20 protein-coding genes are annotated in these 19,417 nt (G+C 70.9%); 8 read left to right on the top strand and 12 right to left on the bottom strand.

Annotation, left to right across the window (positions count from 1 at the left end; all coding sequences use genetic code 11):
- Positions 1 to 32 precede the first annotated feature (32 nt).
- On the top strand, positions 33 to 920 hold the full coding sequence (locus K7472_RS15195) for a deoxyribonuclease IV (protein WP_308013925.1): 888 nt from the start codon (positions 33 to 35) through the stop codon (positions 918 to 920).
- Positions 921 to 1,018: 98 nt separating this feature from the next.
- Here the strand turns inward: K7472_RS15195 and K7472_RS15200 are convergent, their stop codons facing one another.
- Positions 1,019 to 1,633 (bottom strand): sulfite oxidase-like oxidoreductase, encoded by a 615-nt coding sequence (locus tag K7472_RS15200; protein ID WP_222978183.1) that lies wholly within the window; start codon positions 1,631 to 1,633, stop codon positions 1,019 to 1,021.
- Positions 1,634 to 1,809: 176 nt separating this feature from the next.
- Here K7472_RS15200 and bfr point away from each other — a divergent pair, with 176 nt between their 5' ends.
- Entirely contained in the window at positions 1,810 to 2,292 is a 483-nt protein-coding gene (bfr, locus tag K7472_RS15205; protein ID WP_222978184.1) for a bacterioferritin, read from the top strand.
- 58 nt (positions 2,293 to 2,350) lie between these two features.
- Here bfr and K7472_RS15210 read toward each other — a convergent pair whose 3' ends face one another.
- The 3 genes from K7472_RS15210 to K7472_RS15220 form a co-directional block, all read right to left on the bottom strand.
- A complete protein-coding gene (locus tag K7472_RS15210; protein WP_222978186.1) occupies positions 2,351 to 2,692 on the bottom strand; it encodes a (2Fe-2S)-binding protein in 342 nt (113 codons plus the stop codon).
- Between the two features lie 214 nt (positions 2,693 to 2,906).
- On the bottom strand, positions 2,907 to 4,256 hold the full coding sequence (locus K7472_RS15215) for a class II 3-deoxy-7-phosphoheptulonate synthase (RefSeq protein WP_222978188.1): 1,350 nt from the start codon (positions 4,254 to 4,256) through the stop codon (positions 2,907 to 2,909).
- A gap of 105 nt (positions 4,257 to 4,361) precedes the next feature.
- Positions 4,362 to 4,784 carry an ATP-binding protein gene (locus tag K7472_RS15220; protein WP_308013926.1) on the bottom strand — a complete coding sequence of 141 codons (423 nt, stop codon included), beginning with the start codon at positions 4,782 to 4,784 and terminating at the stop codon, positions 4,362 to 4,364.
- A 78-nt stretch (positions 4,785 to 4,862) separates the two neighbouring features.
- On the opposite strand from K7472_RS15220, the gene K7472_RS15225 reads away from it, so the two are divergent.
- From K7472_RS15225 to K7472_RS15235, 3 genes are read left to right on the top strand one after another with little or no spacing between them, the layout of a single operon-like run.
- Entirely contained in the window at positions 4,863 to 5,708 is an 846-nt protein-coding gene (locus K7472_RS15225) for a helix-turn-helix domain-containing protein (RefSeq protein ID WP_222978190.1), read from the top strand.
- Entirely contained in the window at positions 5,668 to 5,949 is a 282-nt protein-coding gene (locus K7472_RS15230; RefSeq protein ID WP_222978192.1) for a DUF397 domain-containing protein, read from the top strand. The genes K7472_RS15225 and K7472_RS15230 overlap by 41 nt, the downstream gene beginning before the upstream one ends.
- A complete protein-coding gene (locus tag K7472_RS15235) occupies positions 5,946 to 6,614 on the top strand; it encodes a hypothetical protein (protein ID WP_222978194.1) in 669 nt (222 codons plus the stop codon). Before K7472_RS15230 ends, K7472_RS15235 begins: the two co-directional genes overlap by 4 nt.
- Here the strand turns inward: K7472_RS15235 and K7472_RS15240 are convergent.
- Positions 6,606 to 7,001: a YunG family protein gene (locus K7472_RS15240; RefSeq protein WP_222978196.1), complete on the bottom strand. Its 396-nt coding sequence runs from the start codon at positions 6,999 to 7,001 to the stop codon at positions 6,606 to 6,608. The two genes, K7472_RS15235 and K7472_RS15240, sit on opposite strands and share 9 nt — an antisense overlap.
- 150 nt (positions 7,002 to 7,151) lie before the next feature.
- Positions 7,152 to 7,988: a LysR family transcriptional regulator gene (locus K7472_RS15245; RefSeq protein WP_252395679.1), complete on the bottom strand. Its 837-nt coding sequence runs from the start codon at positions 7,986 to 7,988 to the stop codon at positions 7,152 to 7,154.
- A 96-nt stretch (positions 7,989 to 8,084) separates the two neighbouring features.
- Here K7472_RS15245 and K7472_RS15250 point away from each other — a divergent pair, with 96 nt between their 5' ends.
- Positions 8,085 to 8,579 (top strand): cupin domain-containing protein, encoded by a 495-nt coding sequence (locus tag K7472_RS15250; RefSeq protein ID WP_222978200.1) that lies wholly within the window; start codon positions 8,085 to 8,087, stop codon positions 8,577 to 8,579.
- Positions 8,580 to 8,647: 68 nt separating this feature from the next.
- Positions 8,648 to 9,007 (top strand): DoxX family protein, encoded by a 360-nt coding sequence (locus K7472_RS15255; protein ID WP_222978201.1) that lies wholly within the window; start codon positions 8,648 to 8,650, stop codon positions 9,005 to 9,007.
- An 88-nt stretch (positions 9,008 to 9,095) separates the two neighbouring features.
- On the opposite strand, the gene K7472_RS33705 is transcribed toward K7472_RS15255, so the two are convergent.
- From K7472_RS33705 to K7472_RS15275, 5 genes are read right to left on the bottom strand one after another with little or no spacing between them, the layout of a single operon-like run.
- On the bottom strand, positions 9,096 to 9,287 hold the full coding sequence (locus K7472_RS33705; protein ID WP_372457968.1) for a DUF6881 domain-containing protein: 192 nt from the start codon (positions 9,285 to 9,287) through the stop codon (positions 9,096 to 9,098).
- On the bottom strand, positions 9,259 to 10,002 hold the full coding sequence (locus tag K7472_RS15260) for a barstar family protein (RefSeq protein WP_222978202.1): 744 nt from the start codon (positions 10,000 to 10,002) through the stop codon (positions 9,259 to 9,261). The genes K7472_RS33705 and K7472_RS15260 overlap by 29 nt, the downstream gene beginning before the upstream one ends.
- A 29-nt stretch (positions 10,003 to 10,031) precedes the next feature.
- Positions 10,032 to 14,696, bottom strand: a complete 4,665-nt coding sequence (locus K7472_RS15265) for a putative T7SS-secreted protein (protein WP_222978203.1) — start codon at positions 14,694 to 14,696, stop codon at positions 10,032 to 10,034.
- A complete protein-coding gene (locus tag K7472_RS15270) occupies positions 14,693 to 15,322 on the bottom strand; it encodes a hypothetical protein (RefSeq protein WP_222978204.1) in 630 nt (209 codons plus the stop codon). The genes K7472_RS15265 and K7472_RS15270 overlap by 4 nt, the downstream gene beginning before the upstream one ends.
- A 42-nt stretch (positions 15,323 to 15,364) precedes the next feature.
- Positions 15,365 to 15,760 carry an SseB family protein gene (locus K7472_RS15275; protein WP_222978205.1) on the bottom strand — a complete coding sequence of 132 codons (396 nt, stop codon included), beginning with the start codon at positions 15,758 to 15,760 and terminating at the stop codon, positions 15,365 to 15,367.
- A 282-nt stretch (positions 15,761 to 16,042) separates the two neighbouring features.
- On the opposite strand from K7472_RS15275, the gene K7472_RS15280 reads away from it, so the two are divergent.
- Positions 16,043 to 18,049, top strand: coding sequence for an anthranilate synthase family protein (locus tag K7472_RS15280; RefSeq protein ID WP_222978207.1), 2,007 nt, complete (start codon positions 16,043 to 16,045; stop codon positions 18,047 to 18,049).
- Between the two features lie 124 nt (positions 18,050 to 18,173).
- Here the strand turns inward: K7472_RS15280 and efeB are convergent, their stop codons facing one another.
- On the bottom strand, positions 18,174 to 19,415 hold the full coding sequence (gene efeB / locus K7472_RS15285; protein WP_222978209.1) for an iron uptake transporter deferrochelatase/peroxidase subunit: 1,242 nt from the start codon (positions 19,413 to 19,415) through the stop codon (positions 18,174 to 18,176).
- Positions 19,416 to 19,417 lie beyond the last annotated feature (2 nt).

Here is a 19,417-nt window from a genome sequence, read left to right on the forward strand (position 1 = left end):
TAGCGGCCCCGGGCGCATGACATCCTGGACGCGTGAGCAGCGACATCCTCCGTTCCCCGTCCCGCAACCCCATCGGGGGGCACGTGCCCGTCGCCGGTGGGCTGGCCTCGAACGGGCTGGCGTACGGGCGGGAGATGGGGGCGGAGGCCGTGCAGGTCTTCGTGGCCAATCCGCGCGGGTGGGCCACCCCGCAGGGCAACCCGCGCGAGGACGCCGCGTTCCGTGAGCAGTGCGCGGCCGAGGGCGTTCCGGCCTACGTGCACGCGCCCTACCTGATCAACTTCGGCTCGCACACCGAGGCCACCGTCGACAAGTCGGTCGAGTCGCTGCGGCACTCGTTGCGCAGGGGCCGGGCGATCGGCGCGCTGGGCGTGGTCGTGCACACCGGCTCCGCGACCGGCGGCCGCACCCGTGAGGTCGCGCTCGCGCAGGTACGCGAACGCGTGCGCCCCCTGCTGGACGAGCTGACGCACGACGACGACCCCTGGCTGCTGCTGGAGCCGACCGCCGGGCAGGGCGCCTCGCTGTGCGCGCTCGCCGAGGACCTCGGCCCGTACTTCGAGGCCCTCGACCGCCACCCGAGGCTCGGCGTCTGCCTCGACACCTGCCACGCTTTCGCCGCCGGGCACGACATGGCCGCCCCGGGCGGCACGAAGGCCCTGCTGGACGAGCTGGTGGACGTCTGCGGTCCCGGGCGGCTGCGGCTGATCCACGCCAACGACTCCAAGGACGTCGCGGGCGCGCACAAGGACCGCCACGAGAACATCGGCGCCGGCCACATCGGCTCGGGCCCGTTCGGCGACCTGTTCGCCCACCCGGCGACCGAGGGCGTCCCGCTGGTCATCGAGACGCCGGGCCCGAAGGAGCAGCACGCCGTGGACGTGGCGCGGCTGAAGGCGTTGCGGGACGGCGAGGCGTAAGCCCGAAGGGGCAAGGCGTTGCGGGACGGCGAGGCGTAAGCCCGAAGGGACAAGGCGTTGCGGGAAGGCGAGGCGTGAACCCGGGAGCGCCCTGACGGCTACAGTTCCGGGCCGTCGCCCGGCTCCTCCTGGTAGGAGTAGCGCTGCTCACGCCACGGGTCGCCGAGGTTGTGGTAGCCGCGTTCCTCCCAGAAGCCGCGGCGGTCGGCGACCATGTACTCCACGCCGCGCACCCACTTCGGCCCCTTCCACGCGTACAGATGCGGCACTATCAGCCGCACCGGGAACCCGTGTTCCGCGATGAGCGGCTCGCCCCCGCGGTGCGTGGCGAATATCGACTTGTCGTCGGCGAAGTCCTCGATCCGCAGGTTGGAGCTGAAGCCGTACTCCGCCCACACCATGACGTGGGTGACCCCGGGCGCGGGAGGCGCGAGTTCGAGGAGTGTCGCGGCGGAGACCCCGCCCCATTCCACCCCGAGCATCGAGAACTTGGTGACGCAGTGGAAGTCCCCGGTCACCGTGGTGAACGGGAGCGACGAGAAGCCCTCGTGGTCCCAGCAGTGCTTGTCGCCGTCCTTCGTGGCGCCGAAGACCCGGAACTCCCAGCGGTCCGGCTTGAACCGCGGCACCGGGCCGTAGTGCAGAACGGGCCAGCCCCGCTGGAGCCGCTGACCGGGAGGAAGCTCCCCTTCGCGGCGTTCCGACAGACCCATGTCTCCATGGTGACAGACCGGACGGCATGCTCCCTCACCAGCCCGTGAGCATCGAGGACAAGCCAGGTTAAGTGTGTGCTTACTGGATCGTGTGGGGCCACCGGTGCGAGGATGCGCGGACGTGGCGCCGCAGCAGGCGCACATGCCCCACCGGACTGAGGAAGGACGGCCGCGTCATGCAGGGCGATCCCGAGATCATCGAGTTCCTGAACGAGCAGCTGACCGGCGAACTGACCGCGATCAACCAGTACTTCCTGCACGCCAAGCTCCAGGAGAACTACGGCTGGCTGAAACTCGCCCGGCACACCAGGGCCGAGTCCTTCGACGAGATGCGGCACGCGGAGGTCCTCACCGACCGGATCATCTTCCTGGAGGGCCTGCCCAACTACCAGCGGCTCTTCCACGTCCGCGTCGGGCAGACGGTCACCGAGATGTTCGAGGCGGACCGGCAGGTCGAGGTCGAGGCGATCGACCGCCTGCGGCGCGGCATCGAGGTCATGCGCACCAAGGGCGACATCACGTCGGCCAACATCTTCGAGTCGATCCTCGCCGACGAGGAGGAGCACATCGACTACCTGGACACGCAGCTGGAGCTGTTGCAGAAGCTCGGCGAGCCGCTCTACATCGCGCAGCTGATCGAGCAGCCGTCGCAGAGCTGATCCCTCGCGGGGCGGAACGCGGGGTGCTCGGCCGGAAGGGCCGGAGGGGTCGCGGCCGTCAGGCGGCCACGGACGCGGACACCGTGCCGACGGCCTTCCCGACGACCGCGGCGACGGCCGGAACCGGCCTGGTGACCGGAGCCGGCTTGGTGACCGGCACGGACCTGGCGGTCGGTGCGGGCTTCGCGGTCGGCGTCAGCCGGGTCTGAAGGTCCTCGCGGGACGGCTTGCACCGGGCGGCGGGCTCACGCCCGAGCAGCGCCTGTATCCGGCGGACGCAGGACCCGCAGTCCGTCCCCGCCTTGCACGCGGACGCGACCTCACGCGGCGTGCAGGCCCCGGCCTCCTTGTGCGCGTGCACCTGAGCCTCGGTGACGCCGAAGCAGTGGCATACGTACACCTGGGACTCCCGGGTCGGGCGGGCGTGGGCGTCGGGCAGTCGCCCGATCCGTTGATGAGGTTAACCTAACCTTACCCAGCCCGCCAGCCCGCAGAAACCCCGAAGGGGTGCGGATCGATGTGATCCGCACCCCTTCGTCGTACGTACGCACCAGGCGCCGCGGGCACGCCCGCCCACGCCAGGCGTCGCGGGCAGAATCGCGCCGCAGACGGGCTCACTGCCCCCGGTACATCTCCGCGACCAGGAACGCCAGGTCCAGCGACTGGCTGCGGTTGAGCCGCGGGTCGCAGGCGGTCTCGTAGCGCTGGTGGAGGTCGTCGACGAAGATCTCGTCGCCGCCGCCCACGCACTCGGTCACGTCGTCGCCGGTCAGCTCCACGTGGATGCCGCCCGGGTGGGTGCCGAGGCCCTTGTGCACCTCGAAGAAGCCCTTGACCTCGTCCAGCACGTCGTCGAAGCGCCGGGTCTTGTGGCCGGAGGCCGCCTCGAAGGTGTTGCCGTGCATCGGGTCGCAGACCCAGGCGACCTGGGCGCCGGACGCGGTGACCTTCTCGACCAGCTCGGGCAGCCGGTCGCGGACCTTGTCGGCTCCCATACGGGTGATGAACGTCAGCCGGCCCGGCTCGCGCTCCGGGTCGAGGCGCTCGATCAGGGTCAGCGCGTCCTCGGCCGTCGAGGCCGGGCCGAGCTTGACGCCGAGCGGGTTGCGGATGCGGGAGGCGAACTCCAGGTGGGCGCCGTCCAGCTGCCGGGTACGCTCGCCGATCCACACCATGTGGCCGGAGACGTCGTACAGCTGGCCGGTACGCGAGTCGACGCGGGTCAGCGCCGACTCGTAGTCCAGGATCAGCGCCTCGTGCGACGAGAAGAACTCGACCGTGCGGAATTCCGCCGGGTCGGTGCCGCACGCCTCCATGAAGTTCAGCGCGTTGTCGATCTCGCGGGCGAGCGCCTCGTAGCGCTGGCCAGACGGGGACGACTTCACGAAGTCCTGGTTCCAGGCGTGCACCTGCCGCAGGTCGGCGTAGCCGCCGGTGGTGAAGGCGCGCACGAGGTTCAGCGTGGCGGCGGACGCGTGGTACATCCGCTTCAGCCGCTCCGGGTCCGGCGTGCGAGCCTCAGGGGTGAACTCGAAGCCGTTGACGCTGTCGCCGCGGTACGTCGGCAGCGTCACGCCGTCGCGCGTCTCGGTCGGCTTGGAACGCGGCTTGGAGTACTGCCCGGCGATCCGGCCGACCTTGACGACCGGCACGGAAGCCGCGTACGTCAGGACCGCGCCCATCTGGAGCAGGGTCTTGAGCTTGTTGCGGATCTGGTCGGCGGAGACGCCGTCGAACGCCTCGGCGCAGTCGCCGCCCTGGAGCAGGAACGCCTCACCACGGGCGACGGCTCCCATGCGGGCGCGCAGCTGGTCGCACTCACCGGCGAACACGAGGGGCGGATACGACTCCAGCTCCGCGACGACGTCGCGCAGAGCCTCGGGGTTGGGCCACTCGGGCTGCTGCGCCGCGGGAAGGTCGCGCCAGGTGTCACGCCTGGCAGTGGTTTCAGCGTTCACGGTCACGAGCCAAGCCTACGGTGTCCGTGCCGCGCCCCCGGTCGGCGCTCAGCAGATGAGACGGTCGCTCTCACGCACGCCGGGGCGCGCGGGCCGTCTTCGTGCGCGCCGTCATTCCGCGCTGTCCGCCTCCTCTCCCCCGATCTCGCACCACACCGTCTTCCCCGGCGCGTGCGCGTCCCGCTCGATGCCCCACGCCCGCGAGACCAGCCCGACCATGGCCAGCCCGCGACCGCCCTCGTCCAGCACGTCCGCGTCCCGTACGCGCGGCAGGCCGGCGAAGTCGTCGGACACCTCGATCCGCAACGCGTCCCCGCGCCTGCGCAGCACGATCGTGCAGCGGCGCCCCGGCACGTGCCGCACCACGTTGGCGACCAGTTCCGTCACCGCCAGCTCGGCGGCGTCCGTCAGTTCGCGCAGGCCCCACAGCCGCAGATGCGCGCGGACGATACGCCGGATGTGCCGCGCGGAGTGGGCGCCCACGACGAGGTGGAGGCGGTAGTGGGTGCGCGGCGAGTGGATGAGTTCGTTCACGGGACGAGAGTGCGCCGCGCTCGCTACGCTCGGCTACGGAACAGAGACAACCCGTCACGGAGTTGGGGAGGCCACGCCATGACGAACGTCCGCGAACTCGATCCGAGCGCGTCGCCGCTGGACTACTACGGGGCGGAGCTGCGCCGCTTCCGCGAAGCGGCCGGACTCACGCTGAAGCAGCTCGGCGCGTGCGTCTTCTGCACGGGCAGCCTGATCGGCCAGATCGAGACGGCACGCAAGGTCGCCACGAAGGATTTCACCCTGCGGGTGGACACGGCGCTCGACACGGAGGGTGCGCTGATGCGCATCTGGCGGTTGGTGATGCGAAGCCAACTGCCCGCCTGGTTTCAGCCGTACGCGGACCTGGAAGCGAAGGCGACGCACATCCACAGCTTCCAGCTGCACCTGGTCCACGGCTTGTTGCAGACGGAGGAGTACGCACGCGCCGTGCTGGGCGTCCTGGAGCACGACAAGCTGGACGAGCGCGTGGCGGCCCGGATGGAACGCCATCACATCCTGGAACGCGAAGACCCGCCGCTGTTCTGGGCGATCATGAGCGAAGCAGTCCTTTATCAGGAGATCGGCGGTAAGGAGGTGATGCGAGGCCAACTGGCGCATCTGTTGTCCTTCCTCGACAACCCGTGGGTCAACATCCAGATCCTCCCGTTCTCGGCGGGAGCGCACACAGGTATGGCCGGGTCGTTCAACATCCTGCGTTTCGAGGACGACCCCGAGATCGTCTACGACGAGCACTACGAGCCCAGGATGACCGCGAATCCGGAGGAGTTGCGTATGCGTTCGCTCCGTTACGATCACCTGCAAGCCGCCGCGCTGTCCGTGGAGAAGTCGGCGGAGTTGATCGGCCGGGTGATGGAGGAGCGCTATGGAGAGCAGCACGGAGCTGATCGGAGCGTCGTGGCGTAAGTCCAGCTACAGCGGCGACCACGGCGGGGAGTGCGTAGAGGTGGCCGCGCTGGGCAACGTCCAGTGGCGCAAGTCGACTTACAGCGCAGATCACGGCGGGGACTGCGTCGAGGTCGCCGAACTCCCCGACCTCGTCGCCGTCCGGGACTCCAAGAACCCCACCGGGCCCGCGCTCGGGTTCTCGCCGGAGGCGTTCCGCGCGTTCGTCGGGGCCGTGGCGAGGGGCGAGTTGGGCGCGTGAGCGTACCGCCGCAGGTGCCGCCGTCCCCGAAGCGGCGAAGAACGTGGGTCGTGGTGGCCGCGGTCGCGGCGGCGGTGGTGGTGGTCGCGGGGGCGACGGCCGCGGTGACGACGGGCGGGCGGCACACGGTGTCGGCGAGCGTCCGGCACGCGTCGCCGTCGGGCGTGGCGTCGTCGGCGAGTCGTCCCCGGTACGAGATCACGTTGCCGAAGGCGCTGGATGGCGGCCGGTACACGCTGGCGCGGGACGACAGTTCGCAGTTGACGAAGGCGGTCGGGACGAGCGGCCACACGTGGCGGAGCGGCCAGTACACGGCGGCTGACGGGACCGTGCTCCAGGTGACCGGCGCGTACGGCGAGGTGAACACCGACCCGGCGCACGACCGGGCGCAGTTGCTGAGTGGTTCGGCGAACGCGCCGGACACGGCGGTCACGGTGAAGCCGAGCGATTTCACGGTGGCGGGCGCGGCCACCACGTTCACGTGCCAGGTGGTGGCGTTCAGCAAGAACGGGCGGAGGACCGCGTTCCCGGAGTGCGCGTGGGCGGACGCGGACACGTGGGGGACGGTGCTGGAGACGACGCCAGGGTCCCCGGCAGCGCTGCCGTTGCGGAAGATGGCGGACCTGACGGCCGAGATCCGGGACGAGGTGCGGGTGTCATCGTGACGAAGGCGCGGCGAGGCGGAGCAGGACGCGGGCCCGCAGGAGTTCGTATTCCGCGTTGAGCCGCCGGGGCGGGCCGGGCGGACGCGGCACGACGACGCCGGGGGTGACGGTTTCCTCGGGCCGGAACTGCTCGCGGGTGAGGTCGATCTCGACGCCTGCGCCGAGCCGGTTCCACCAGTGGTAGTCGGTGCGTCGGCCGTCGACGTGGACCTCGCCGCGCAGAAGGTCGCCGCCGAGCAGGTCGTGCAGGACGAGAGCGGTGACACCGCATTGCCCGCGGGCCGGATTGCGGGGATCGAACGAGGTCGCCGCGTCGGAGGGAAAGGTGTCGGGCCCCCATCCACCGCGAATGGCCGCCTCGACGTCGGTAAGCAGCAAGGTAGTCACGCCGCCACCCTGCCAGCCCCCACTGACAGCGCCCCGTCGTGACGTGTGCCGCGTGCGGGGGCCACCGCGGTCGGGACGCCCACCCGGCCACGCCGCCCGGCCCCCGGATCGTCCGGGTTCACGCGTCGCGGCAGCCGTGGCCGCCGGTGCTCAGTGGCGGTACGCGGCTGTCGCGGTCTCGGTGAAGGAGCGGATCAACGGGTTGGTGTCGCCCTCGTTCCACACCGCCACCACCCGGCTCGGCGGCATGTCGGTCAGCGGCACCAGGGCCAGTTCCACCGGCAGGTCGTGTCCGAGCGGGGCCAGGCCGACCGTGCCGTTCCACAGCACGGCCTGAAGGCACTCCTGGACGGCGCGCACCACCGGGCCCTCGCGCGGGCTGCCGCCGTTCCAGTACGACTGCCAGACGGGGTCGGTGCCCGGCGGGAACTGGAACCAGCGGCGGTCGCTCAGTTCGGCCAGCCGCAGTCCGTCATGGCGGGCCAGCGGGTCGTCGGCGCGCAGGACCACGCCGACCGGATCGCTCCGCAACGTACGCACCGTCAGGGCGGTCTCGTCGAACGGCGCCCGGGTCAGCGCGACGTCGACCAGCCCGGCGCGCAGCCCGCAGGTCGGGTCGGTCAGATCGGTGTCGCGGACGCGGATGTCGACGCCGGGGTGGTGTCGGCGGAAGGCGGCGGCCAGCCTGGCCACGCCCGGGTCGGTGCCGTCGCCCAGAATGCCGACGGTGATGCTCGCGACGCCGGCCGCCGCGCTCACGCGTGCCCGGACGCGTTCGGCATGGTCGAGCAGGCTCCGCGCCTCGTCGAGCAGCACCGAGCCCACCGGCGTGAGCGTGACCCCGGCCGGGGAACGGGTGAGGAGCAGGGCCCCGACATCGGCCTCCAGCCGCTTGATCGCCCGGCTCAGCGGCGGCTGGCTGATGTGCAGCCGGGCGGCGGCCCGGCCGAAGTGACGTTCCTCGGCGACCGCCACGAAGTAGCGCAAGGTCCGTAGCTCCACGCTGCAACGATACCCACGAGGTATCGGCGTCGCAGGACAGGTCTTGGACAGCCCCGGGGACCCGGCGGTGAACTCGTGAACATGACCGGAGAAGCGAAGGCCGACGAGCCGCAGATCCATCCCGCCGTTTCGGTGGTGGGCCCCGACGAGGGCGAGGTGATGGTTCTGGGCACCACGCGCATGCGGGTCCTGGAGGACGGCAGCCACACCGGCCACCGCCTCGCGATCGCCGAATCCGTCCTCGCCCCGCACACCCAGGGCCCCCCGCAGCACCGCCACGCCCGGCACGACGAGGGCTTCTACGTCCTCTCCGGCACGATCCGCTTCACCGTCGGCGACGAGAACCACGACGCCACCGCGGGCACGCTGGTGATGGTGCCGCCCGGCACCCCGCACACGTTCGCCAACCCGACCGACGAACCCGCGGTCATGCTCAGCACGTTCACCCCCGACCTGTACGTGCAGTACTTCCGGGACCTCCGGGACGTACTCGCCGGCGGCCGCGCGATGACGCCACAGGCCAACGTCGAAGCGATGAGCCGCTACGCGACCGAGCCCGCCACCGACCTGGCCTGAAGCCGGCCGCACCACACGATCGCCGCAATCGACCGGCCCCGGGACCCGGCGGCCCATGAACGGGAACCATGAACATCGCCTACTGGATCGTCGCGGGCCTGCTCGCGCTCTTCTACGCCTACGCAGGCACGCTGAAGGTGACCCGCACCCGCGACCGACTCCGCCCGATGATGGCCTGGGTGGACCGCGTGCCCCTGCCTGCCGTCAGGACGCTGGGGGCGGTCGAAATACTCGGCACGGCGGGCCTGATCCTGCCACCCCTGACCGGCATAGCCCCCGCACTGGCGTCAGCCGCCGCCATAGGCTTCGTACTCCTGCAAATCGGAGCGGTAGCCGTCCACTTGACAATCGAAGACCGCCGCATAGCCCTCAACGCCGCACTCATCGTCACCGCGGCCCTGACCCTCTACCTGTCCACCCAGCTGTGACCGACCACAGTCCCATGCTGCGGGCCGCAGTGCCCCCGCACGATCCCCTCACGGGTCGGACAAGGCAGCCTCGCCCGTGATCACATCATCACGCACTGCGGTGAGCGTGCACCCAGGCAGCCTCGAACTCCGCTTCCGTGATGGTCACCGCGTGGAACTCCTCCTGAGAGTTGATCTCTTCCAGCCCCGGGCACGGAATCTCGCCCAAGCCGATCGTGTCCGTGTCGCGGCCGGTTATCCTCACAACTCGGTTATTCCTGGAGACAGAGGTCGACACCACGCTCCCTCAACACTCTCACCATCCCCTCGACCTCGTCCCGCCCGAGCTGCTGTCGCGAGTCCGCATAGTCATGCCAGACAAGCTGGAACGTATCCCCGTTGCCGTTCGGCCCGTGAGCTGACAGGCAGTCGTCGAGCCCCGCGAGATTGGCCCCGAAGTACCCCCCGGGCCCGTTGATCACTTCCCCCAACGCACAATAGAACCCTGCCATTGTGCCCAGGTCGCGCCCTTCGAGGACGTATGGCGACGTGTTCGTATACCGCATGGCCCGGCGTCCGGCCTCGAACCAGGCCGTCTGCACGACGTGCAGCCAGCTCTCGTAGGAGTCGACTCCGAGTTCTTTCCACTCCCCCACTGACCGGGGGCGGGATCTCGCCCAGCGACGCCAGATAACGCCCGCATATGGAAAGGGTAGAGAGTATCCGGTCACGTCAAGCATCAGGTTCTCCCCGTCGCCACTACTGCCGAGCACGTCGAGTTCCCTCAGGTAGTAGGAAGCCATGGCCTCGGAGTTGGCGTCAAGCACCTGCATTTCAACCTCTTGGAAGGAGTCGCCCCTCACCCCGTCAGCCCATTCAGCATCAACCAGACGCAAGCTGGATGAGACCGACTCGACGTCACAGAAAAAACCTTCGACATCCCTCGCCGCCACGATCGGCTGCTGGGATTCCTCCCATACAAATTGATAGAGGAACAAACGGTGGCGCGCCAACATACTTCTTCTCCTCGGAGGCCAAAAAACCACTATTTCCATCCGTCATCAGGAAAGTGTGGTGCCGTGAACTTACGGATTGTAACGTAATGATCGACAGTCCAACCCATCACTTTTCTCCCGTCAGGCAAGGTCTTGACGAGAATCCGCGCCGAGTCACCTTTTGTTCCCGGCACCCTGTACTCCTTGGCACCAGACCACCATCGCTCATGCGTTTTCCGACCCTCGAACGTCTTCTGCAGCCCGGTGCTACCGTCGACTTGGGGCACCCCGTTCCCGGCCCGGATTTCTTCATACGCGTTGATGAAGTGCTTTGAGAGCCTGGGGTCAGGAAGCGGATCGGATAGCCTTCCTCCATTTTTCGGACACGGTGCCAGTCCCAGGGGATCCACCCAAGCGTGCGGGTTCGGGACATACGTCGCCGGGTTCGGGGCCGGGTCGAGGCCCAGGGGGTCCTGGGTGGTGTAGCGGGCTGTTTCGGGGTTGTAGTAGCGGAAGACGTTGTAGTGGAGGCCGGACTCCGGGTCGAAGTACTGGCCCGGGAAGCGCAGCGGCGTGTACGCCGTGCTGCCGGACGCCCACGCCGTCGTTCCCCACAGCGTCGCGCGCGTGCGCCACGCCATCTCCCCGTCTTCACTGAGGAGTTCGGTCGGCGTGCCCACCACATCACTGACGATGGCGAAGAAGCGGGAGTCGGTTTCCTCCTGGGACACACCCGCGCGTTCCGTCTGGGTCAGCGGGCGCAGGCCGTCGTGGTCCCAGGTCAGGCTGACCGGCCTGGGCAGGTCACCGCCTTCCGCCGTCTCCTCCGCGAGCGTCGCGCCGTCCCAGGTGAACGCGGTCCGCTCCAGGACCGCGACCCCGTCCGGGGCCACCCGCTCCTTCGCGATCCGCCGCCCCAGCGGATCGTAGACGTACCGCCACACCTGCCCGTCCGGCGTGGTCAGCGCGACCAGCCGGTCCTCCGCGTCCCACTCGTACCGCCAGGTCTCCGGCTTGCGCGACAGCCGGGTGCGCTGCCGCAGGACCAACCGCCCCTGCGCGTCGTACTCGTACCGCGTACGGCCCGCCCGCGTCAGCAGCGTCCCGCGGTAGGCCCGCTCGCCCGTCGCCTCGTTCGACGGGTGCCCCTGCGGCCACTCCCCTGACGTCTGCCCGCCGATGGCGTCGTACGCGTACCGCTCCACCCACCCCTCGGCCCGCACGGCGGTCACGCGGCCCGCCGGGTCGAGATCGAAGGCACGGTGGCCCTCGGCGCTGTCCTCGACGGCCGTCAGGTTGCCGTCCGCGCGGTAGGTGTAGGCCCGGCTGCGCAGCACTCGTTCGCGACGTGACACGGTCTGCCCGGCCAGTCGGCCACCGGCGTCCCAGGTCTGTCCGAAAGCGAGCAACTCACCCACAGACCGGGAGACTTCGCGGCCCGCTGCGTCGTACGCGAAGTCGACCACCCGGCCCGACGTGGTGAGCCGTGTCCGCCGGCCCGCCGCGTCGTGGTCCCAGACGCTCACCGCTCCCGACGGGGTCACCCGCCGGACGCGCCGCCCCAGCGCGTCGTGGGTGAAGCTGATCGTCCGGCCGTCGCACGTCTCGGAGGTGACGCGTCCCAGCCGGTCACGGCGCTGGACGAGGGTGACGTCGTCGGTGACGGCGCGGACCAGGTCGCCCGCGACGTCGTACGCGAAACTCGTCAGCCGCCCGTCGGCGTCCTTGGACGTCATCCGGCCCAACGCGTCGTACGCGTAACGGACGCTCTGCCCCAACGCGTTGACCCGCCGCACGAGTTGCCCGGCCGGGTCGTGGGCGTACGTGGTGCGCCTGCCGTCGAAGTCGGTCTCCGCGATCAGCCGGCCGGCCGCGTCGTAGTCGTAGGTCCAGGTCAGGCCCAATGGGTTGCGGACCGCGCGCAGTCGCAGTTCGGTGTCGTGCGTGAACTCGTAATGGGCTCCGTCCGGATCGGTGCGGGCGGCGAGCCGGTCGAAGTGGGTGTACGCGAAGCGTGTGACGGCGCCCACCGCGTCGGTGTGGGTGAGGCAGTTGCCCTCGCCGTCGTAGGTCCAGCGCTGCGTCGCGCCGTCCGGATCGGTGCGTGAGGCGAGCAGCCCTTCGACGGTCCACGCCGACCTGGTGACCGCGCCCATCGGATCGGTGACCGCCACGACGCGGCCGAACGCGTCGCGTTCACACGTGGTGACGGCGCCCAGCGGGTCGGTGACCTCGACGGGGAGCCCGGCGGCGTCGCACCGCACCCGGGTGGTGTGGCCCAGCGCGTCGGTCACGCCGGTGAGACGGCCGCGGGCGTCGTAGGAGTACCGGGTGGCCGACCCGCGCGGGTCCACGGTCGCCACCACGTTGCCGCGCTCGTCGTACTCCCGGCGCCACACCGAGCCGTCCTCGGTGGTCACCGTACGGGGCAGACCCTCAGCGGTGTACTCGGTGGAACGGACCCGCCCATCAGGACGAGTGACCGTCATCAGGCGGCCGTTCGCGTCGTAGCCGAGAGAGGTCGTCCGGCCCACCGCATCCGTGTGGGACAGCAGCCGGTCGTAGCGGTCCCAGGTGGAGCGCTCGACGGCCCCCGACGGGTCGACCCGGGCGATCACCTGCAACGCACTGTTGATCACGTAACGCGTCGTGTGGCCGAGGGAGTCGGTGACGGAGGTGACGCGTTCGCCGGTCGCCTCGTCCCGCCGTCCGTGGTCGAAGGCGTACCGCAGGTGGCCCGCGTCGCCCGACTCCCTGACGCACCGGCCGCGTTCGTCGTACTCGTAGGTGTAGCCGTGGCCGTTGCGGTCGGTCCAGGAGGTGACGCGGCCCGCCGCGTCGTACGTGAAACGCAGGGGCGTCCCGGAGGAGTTGACCACCTCGGTCAGGCAGCCGTCGCGATAGCCGTACCGCAGCAGTTCGGTGTCCGGTTCGTCGCCACGGCCGACGAGCGCGAGCGCCGTGATGCGGCCGTCTTCCGTCGTGATCCGTAGCCGGTGGCCACCGTCGTGGACGATGCCGGTGGGGGTGCCGTCGTCCGCGTAGTCGAAGCAGATCCGCAGGCCGTTGCGGTCCGACACCTCGGTGAGGAGCGCGGCGGTGTCGCCGTACGGCGTGAAGTACGACCGTCGTCCCGTGTCGGGATCGCTGACGGTGTACCCGCCGTCGGCACACCGCTCCAGCGGCAGGCGCGGCCCTTCGGCGGGCAACGTGGGCACGCCCACCGCCGGGTGCGGGTAGGACAGCAGGAGACCGTCCTCCGCGACGAGGATCACGCCCTCGTCGTCGATCTCCAGCCGCTGGTCGGCGGTGCTGGACCAGGAGGGCCCGAACCAGCGCCCGGCCCGATAGCCGGAATCCGTCCTGCGGGTGAAGCAGAGCGGGAGCAGACCGTCCAGCGTCACGTCCGTCTGCGCCAGGTACATCCGGCCGCTGGCGACGTCGACCGGGTCACCGCAGTCCGTCACCGCGTCCTGGGGGCGGGCCGAGGTCCGGGGCCCGTCCTGCGCCAGCTGGTCGCGCGCGGCGCCGCCGGCCGTGTCGCCCGCGTCGGCGGCGGCCCGGTCGGCGGCGATCCCGGGAGCGTCCCCTCCGTCGCCCGCCAGCATGCCGAGGAGGTTGGTGACGAAGTACCCCGAGGCCTGGTCGGGGTCGGACGTCCAGCCCGTGCCGACGACCGACTTCGCCAGCATCTGCGGGTGGTCGGCCGCCAGCAGGAGCCCGGCCAGCGTGTCGGTCGTGTGCTCCTGGTACTCGGCGGGGTGCGTGAGGTTGTAGGGGTCGGTGGGTGACAGTCCGCGCAGGAAGTCCACCATGTCCCCGGCGCTCAGGGCCGCGCCGCCCAGCACGTGTTCCGCGTGCACCGGGTTGGCCAGGTCGACCGCGTCGAGCCGGAGGCGTTCGGTGAACGCCGGTGTCCTGGGCGCCAGTCGGGTGCCCGCATCGACAGCCTTCTGGGCTTCGCGGGCCGCCTCGTCGCGCTGCCCGCGGGCGGCGGCCAGGGTCTCCTTCGCCAGGCTGACCGCCTCGTCCCCGGGGCGTCCCGGGGGTGACGGCTCGGTGGGCGGCGTCCCGGGGTCGTGCCCGTCGCGCAGCGTCGCGTTGTAGGCGTCGGCGGCGTCGTTGTAGCGGCGTACCCGCTCGTTGTAGTCGTTCACCGCGGCCTGGTTGTCGCGGCGACCCGCCTCGTAGTGCTCGATGGCACGCTCCGCCTGCTTCTGTGCCCACTCCACCGTGTCCGCGTAGCGGTCCAGGGCCTCACCGGCACCGGAGCAGGCGTCCGCCGCGTTCAGCCACTGTCTGGGGTGTGCGGCGAACTTCTCCCGGAAGGCGTCGGCGCCCTCCCCCGTCCAGTTCTCCGGGCTGAGGCCGGCCATGCCCTTGTGGGCGGTCTCGAAGGCCGAGCGGAACGTTCCGAGGTGTCCCGCCAGCTTGCGTATCGCCGCGGGATCGCCATGGACCAGCTTCGTGGGATCGTCGCTCTGGCCCAGCTCGCACTCGGCGACCGCACCACCCATGCCGGACGCGAGGTCGTCCCCCTCGTCGTCCACCCACTGCGCCGCGTCGTGCAGTCCCACGTGGTCCAGGTATCCGCCCACCTCGTGGGCGGCCTTGTCCACGCCGGTGCCGACGGTCTTCTTCAGGCTCGACCAGTCCCGCCCCAGCGAGTCCCCGGCCTGGTCGGCCTCGTGCTCGAACCAGCCCCACCCGGTCACTGGTCACCGTCCTGGGCCGGAGTACCGCCCAGTCGCTCGGTCGGAGGCGTCAAGTCCTTGACCACGCGGTCGAGTTGGCCATCGCCACTGGCCAGCCCGGCGAGCCGGCCGGCGGGCGAGTTCCGCGCCAGGTCGCGCGCGGCGACGTCCAGGGTCTTCCGGTCGTGCTGCTGGGCCTGCTCGACCGACGCGGCGCTGTAGTCGGGGTGCTGGAGGTCGGTGACCGTGTTGCGGGACAGGACGGTGTGCCAGGAGGAGTTCTCGACCTGATCGTGCGTCAGGTAGGGGTCCCCCGCCGCCGCGTTCACGTCCACCTTGAAGGTGTCGCTCGCGTACGTGTCCATCGCGTAGTACGTCCCCGCGGACAGGCCGAGGCGGTCGGCGAACTCGGTGCCGTCGTTCACGAGCGTGCGCACCCCCCACTCCCAGCGGTCGCAGAACCCGCCGAGGGCCGCGGTCAGGCCCTCGTGCCCGAGCTGGAGCCCGTCGAGGGCCAGATCCTTGAAGCCGCGCCCTAGGGTGCCGTCGGCCGCGCCGCCGACCGACTGGAGTTCGTGGATGACCCCGTTGATCCCGTCGGCGGCGTCCTCGAGGTCGTCCGGGCTGACACCCAGGTCCTTCGCCATCGCGTTCCCCTCCCCGTGTACGCGTCCGTCCCCGCGTACGTCCTATCCGTCCACCGCCGCCGCGTCCGGCACGATCCCCCTCAGAGGCGGCAGCAGGAGCGGCACGGGGCCCGCCACGTCCACCACGACGCCCGTCGGCTCCGGTGCCGCGGGCACCACCACGTCGAGCAGCCGTGCCCCGCTGAGAGCGAGGTACGTGGACCGCTCGCGCCACGGTGTGCGCTCCAGCCGCGCCGCGAACGACGCCATGGCGCGCTCGTCCGTGAAGGCGTAGATCCAGCGGACCCCGCCCCGGTGTCCTGACCACAGGTCGCCATTGGCCGCCGTGGGGACCAGCGCGACACCGCGCCGGAAGCTCCCCAGGCGCACGGCGAAGGCGCGGCGTGCGTCGGGCTCCGGCACCGGCTCACCGGCTCGCACCGGCTCACGGGCTCTCATCGCCGGTTCACCAGCTCGCGTGCTTCCCCCGGGCCCGTTCACGGCGATCATGGTCTCACGCGGGACCGGCCCCCCGCCCGTCGCTTTCCGGGCGTTCCGCCTACCGCGCATGCGTTATCGTGTGGCTCGTGTACGTGACGCAGACTCACTCCATGTGGTGGTGGACCGCTCATCCGGCGGCCCACTGATCGCGCGTACGCAATCACACTTCGCGAAGGCCGCCCGAGGGCGGCCTTCGGCGTTTGCGCGGGGCGTCCTCCTCACCGGAAGGAAACCCCCACGATGACGACCACCGACACCCCTGCCCCCGACCTCGTACGGCGACTGCTGGAGCCCGGGGCGCCGCCGTTCGCCCTGCTGCGCCGCCGTACGCCGGGGCGACCGGAGGATCTGGTCGAAGTGCTGATCGGGCCGGTCGGGCCGGTCGAGCGGCTCGCCGACATCCCGTTGCCGGACGACGCCGTGCCCGGGCGGGCCGAGGCGCTCGCGCTCGTGCCGTTCCGGCAGATCCGCGAGCGCGGGTTCGACGTGCGTGACGACGGGACGCCGCTGCTCGTCCTGCGGCCGGACGAACACCACGAACTGCCGCTCGCCGACCTGCTCGACGCGCTGCCCGCGCACCCGGTGCGCGTCGAGGGCGGCGCGTTCGACCTGGACGACGACGCGTACGCCGAGGTCGTCGAACGCGTCGTGCGCGACGAGATCGGGCGCGGCGAGGGCGCCAACTTCGTGATCCGCCGCACCTTCCGCGGTGACGTCCCGGGCTTCACCGCGCGCGACGCCCTCGCCCTGTTCCGGCGGCTGCTGGACGGCGAACGCGGCGCGTACTGGACGTTCGTCGTGCACACCGGTGACCGCACCCTGGTCGGCGCGAGCCCCGAGGTGCACGTGCGGATGGCGGGCGGCACGGTCGTGATGAACCCGATCAGCGGCACCTACCGCTACCCGGCCTCCGGGCCGACCGCCGAAGGGCTGCTGGACTTCCTCCACGACCCCAAGGAGGTCGAGGAGCTGACCATGGTGGTCGACGAGGAACTGAAGATGATGTGCACGGTCGGCGACCTCGGCGGCCAGGTCGTCGGCCCGCGCCTGAAGGAGATGGCCCACCTCGCGCACACCGAGTACGAACTGCGCGGCCGCAGTTCGATGGACGTGCGCGACGTGCTGCGCGAGACGATGTTCGCGGCCACCGTCACCGGCTCCCCCGTGCAGAACGCCTGCCGCGTCATCGGGCGCCACGAACGCGACGGCCGCGGCTACTATGCGGGCGCGCTCGCCCTGATCGGCCGCGACGGCGGCGGCGCCCGCACCCTGGACTCCCCCATCCTGATCCGCACCGCCGACATCGATCGCCACGGCGCCCTGCGGGTCGCGGTCGGCGCGACGCTGGTACGCCACTCCGACCCGCGCGGTGAGGTCGCCGAGACGCACGCCAAGGCGGCCGGCGTGCTGGCGGCGCTGGGGGTACGGCCCCAGGCGGCTCCGCACCGGAACACCGCTCAACGCCCGCGCCTGGCCGACGACTTCCGGGTGCGGGCCGCGCTGGACGCCCGCCGTGCCAACCTCGCGCCGTTCTGGCTGCGCATGCGCGACCGCGGCGCCGGCGCCGGGACGGTCACGGGCCTCAGCACCCGCACCCGCACCGGCACCGCCCCCGAGAACACCCCCCTCACCGGCCACGCGTTCGTCGTCGACGCCGAGGACACCTTCACCGCCATGCTCGCCCACGTCCTGCGCTCCTGCGGCCTGGAGGTGACCGTGCGCCACTACGACGCGCCGGGCTTGCGCGAGGCCGTGCTCGCCCACCACGGGCCCGTGGTGCTGGGCCCCGGGCCGGGCGACCCGCGCGACGCCGCCGACCCCAAGATGCGCGCCCTGCGCTCCCTCGCCGCCGAGCTGATCGCCGGGCGCCACGACGGCGACCGCGACGGCCACCGCGGCGGACTGCTCGGGGTGTGCCTCGGGCACGAACTGCTCGCCGCCGAGATGGGGTTGGACATCGTGCGCAAGGACGTGCCGTTCCAGGGCGCCCAGGAACGCGTCGACCTCTTCGGCGACGTCGAGACGGTCGGCTTCTACAACACCTTCACCGCCCGCTGCGACGACCGCACCGCCGACGAACTCGGCATGCACGGCGTCGAGTTGAGCCGCGACCCGGTCACCGGTGACGTCCACGCGCTGCGCGGGCCCGGCTTCGCGGGCGTGCAGTTCCACCCGGAGTCCGTGCTGACGCTGCGCGGCACCCGCATCGTGGCGGACCTGCTGGCCGCCGTCACCGTCAGCCCGTGAACGACGTCCCCTGAACGACATCCCGTGAACGACGCCCCATGAACGCTGTAAGGGGCGGTCACCATGGCGACCGCCCCTTACACGACACCCTACGTGCCGAAAAGCTCCGAAAACGCGCGTGGCGTCAGGCCTTCATCAACCCGCTCGCGAGGTAGTCCGAGCCGTCCTTCACACCCGGCGGCACGAAGAAGTACCCGCCGCCGAACGGCTGCACGTAGTCGATGAGCGGCTCGTCCACCAGCCGCTTCTGCACGGTCTCGAACTGCCGCTGGATGTCCTGCTGGTAGCAGACGAAGGTGTGCCCGACCTCCATGTTGCCGTTGGCGTCGATCCCGGTGTCGAAGTTGTACGAACGCCGCACCAGCCGCTGGTTGTCGGTGGCGTGGGTGCGCGGGTTGGCCAGCCGGATGTGGGAGTCCAGCGGGATCACGTTGCCCTGCGGGTCGGCCTTGTAGTCCGGCGTGTCGAACTCGTTGTTGCCGTCCAGCGGAGCGCCGCTGTCCCGGCGGCGGCCGAACATGCCCTCCTGCTCGTTGATCGACACCCGGTCCCAGAACTCGACCAGCATCCGGATCAGCCGGACCACCTGGTACGTGCCGCCCCGGGTCCACGACGGCTCGGCGGAGTCGTCCACCCACACCAGGTCCTGCGCGGTCGAGCCGGTCGGGTTCGCGGTGCCGTCCTTGAAGCCCAGCAGGTTGCGGCCGGTGCCGGACGGGCGCGGCGGCGCGGCGAAGCCGTCCATCCGCCAGCGCATCTGCATCGCGCCGCGGGTGTGCTTGGCGATGTCGCGCAGCGCGTGGTGGACGGTGTCCGGGTTGTGCGCGCACAGCTGCACCATCAGGTCGCCGTGCATCCAGGCCGCTTCGGGCGAGTCGTTCTTGAAGATCGTCATCGGCGTGAGCTTGGCCGGCTTGTGCGCGCCGAGGCCGAAGCGGTCGTCGAAGAGGCTGGCGCCCAGACCCAGCGTCACCGTCAGGCCGTCCGCGGGCACGACCGGGCCCAGCACGTCGCTGTCCGACGGCGGCTGGCTGACACCGAGGTCCGGCGGGGTACCGCCCGCGGTCAGGAAGCGCGCCCGGTCGGTGAGGGTCTTCATCAGCTCGACCAGCTGGGCCTTGTTCGCGGCGGTCACGTCCATCGCGACGTGACAGGCGAACGCCTGCTTCTGCGCCGGGCCCGGGGTGAGGATGCCGGACTGGTTGGCGCCGTGGAACGGGTACGAGGCGGGCTTGCCCGCGTCGCCCGAGCCGTTGCCGTTGCGGGCGTCGGCGTGCGCCCCGCCGGCGATCAGGCCACCGGCGAGAGCCGTTCCGGCCGCGCCGGCGGTGCCACCCTTCAGGAAACTGCGGCGACTTACGCTCATCG

The organism is Streptantibioticus parmotrematis (genome assembly GCF_019890615.1).
In the GTDB taxonomy this organism is placed as follows: domain Bacteria; phylum Actinomycetota; class Actinomycetes; order Streptomycetales; family Streptomycetaceae; genus Streptantibioticus_D; species Streptantibioticus_D parmotrematis.

What these genes read in the sequence shown, in the direction of transcription:
- K7472_RS15280 (WP_222978207.1), top strand. Translation starts at nt 16,043, where the DNA reads ATGACGACCACCGACACCCCTGCCCCCGACCTCGTACGGCGACTGCTG.
- K7472_RS15200 (WP_222978183.1), bottom strand. Translation starts at nt 1,633, where the DNA reads ATGGGTCTGTCGGAACGCCGCGAAGGGGAGCTTCCTCCCGGTCAGCGG.
- efeB (WP_222978209.1), bottom strand. Translation starts at nt 19,415, where the DNA reads ATGAGCGTAAGTCGCCGCAGTTTCCTGAAGGGTGGCACCGCCGGCGCG.
- K7472_RS15260 (WP_222978202.1), bottom strand. Translation starts at nt 10,002, where the DNA reads ATGTTGGCGCGCCACCGTTTGTTCCTCTATCAATTTGTATGGGAGGAA.
- K7472_RS15225 (WP_222978190.1), top strand. Translation starts at nt 4,863, where the DNA reads ATGACGAACGTCCGCGAACTCGATCCGAGCGCGTCGCCGCTGGACTAC.
- K7472_RS15250 (WP_222978200.1), top strand. Translation starts at nt 8,085, where the DNA reads ATGACCGGAGAAGCGAAGGCCGACGAGCCGCAGATCCATCCCGCCGTT.
- K7472_RS15255 (WP_222978201.1), top strand. Translation starts at nt 8,648, where the DNA reads ATGAACATCGCCTACTGGATCGTCGCGGGCCTGCTCGCGCTCTTCTAC.
- K7472_RS15275 (WP_222978205.1), bottom strand. Translation starts at nt 15,760, where the DNA reads ATGAGAGCCCGTGAGCCGGTGCGAGCCGGTGAGCCGGTGCCGGAGCCC.
- K7472_RS15230 (WP_222978192.1), top strand. Translation starts at nt 5,668, where the DNA reads ATGGAGAGCAGCACGGAGCTGATCGGAGCGTCGTGGCGTAAGTCCAGC.
- K7472_RS15270 (WP_222978204.1), bottom strand. Translation starts at nt 15,322, where the DNA reads ATGGCGAAGGACCTGGGTGTCAGCCCGGACGACCTCGAGGACGCCGCC.
- bfr (WP_222978184.1), top strand. Translation starts at nt 1,810, where the DNA reads ATGCAGGGCGATCCCGAGATCATCGAGTTCCTGAACGAGCAGCTGACC.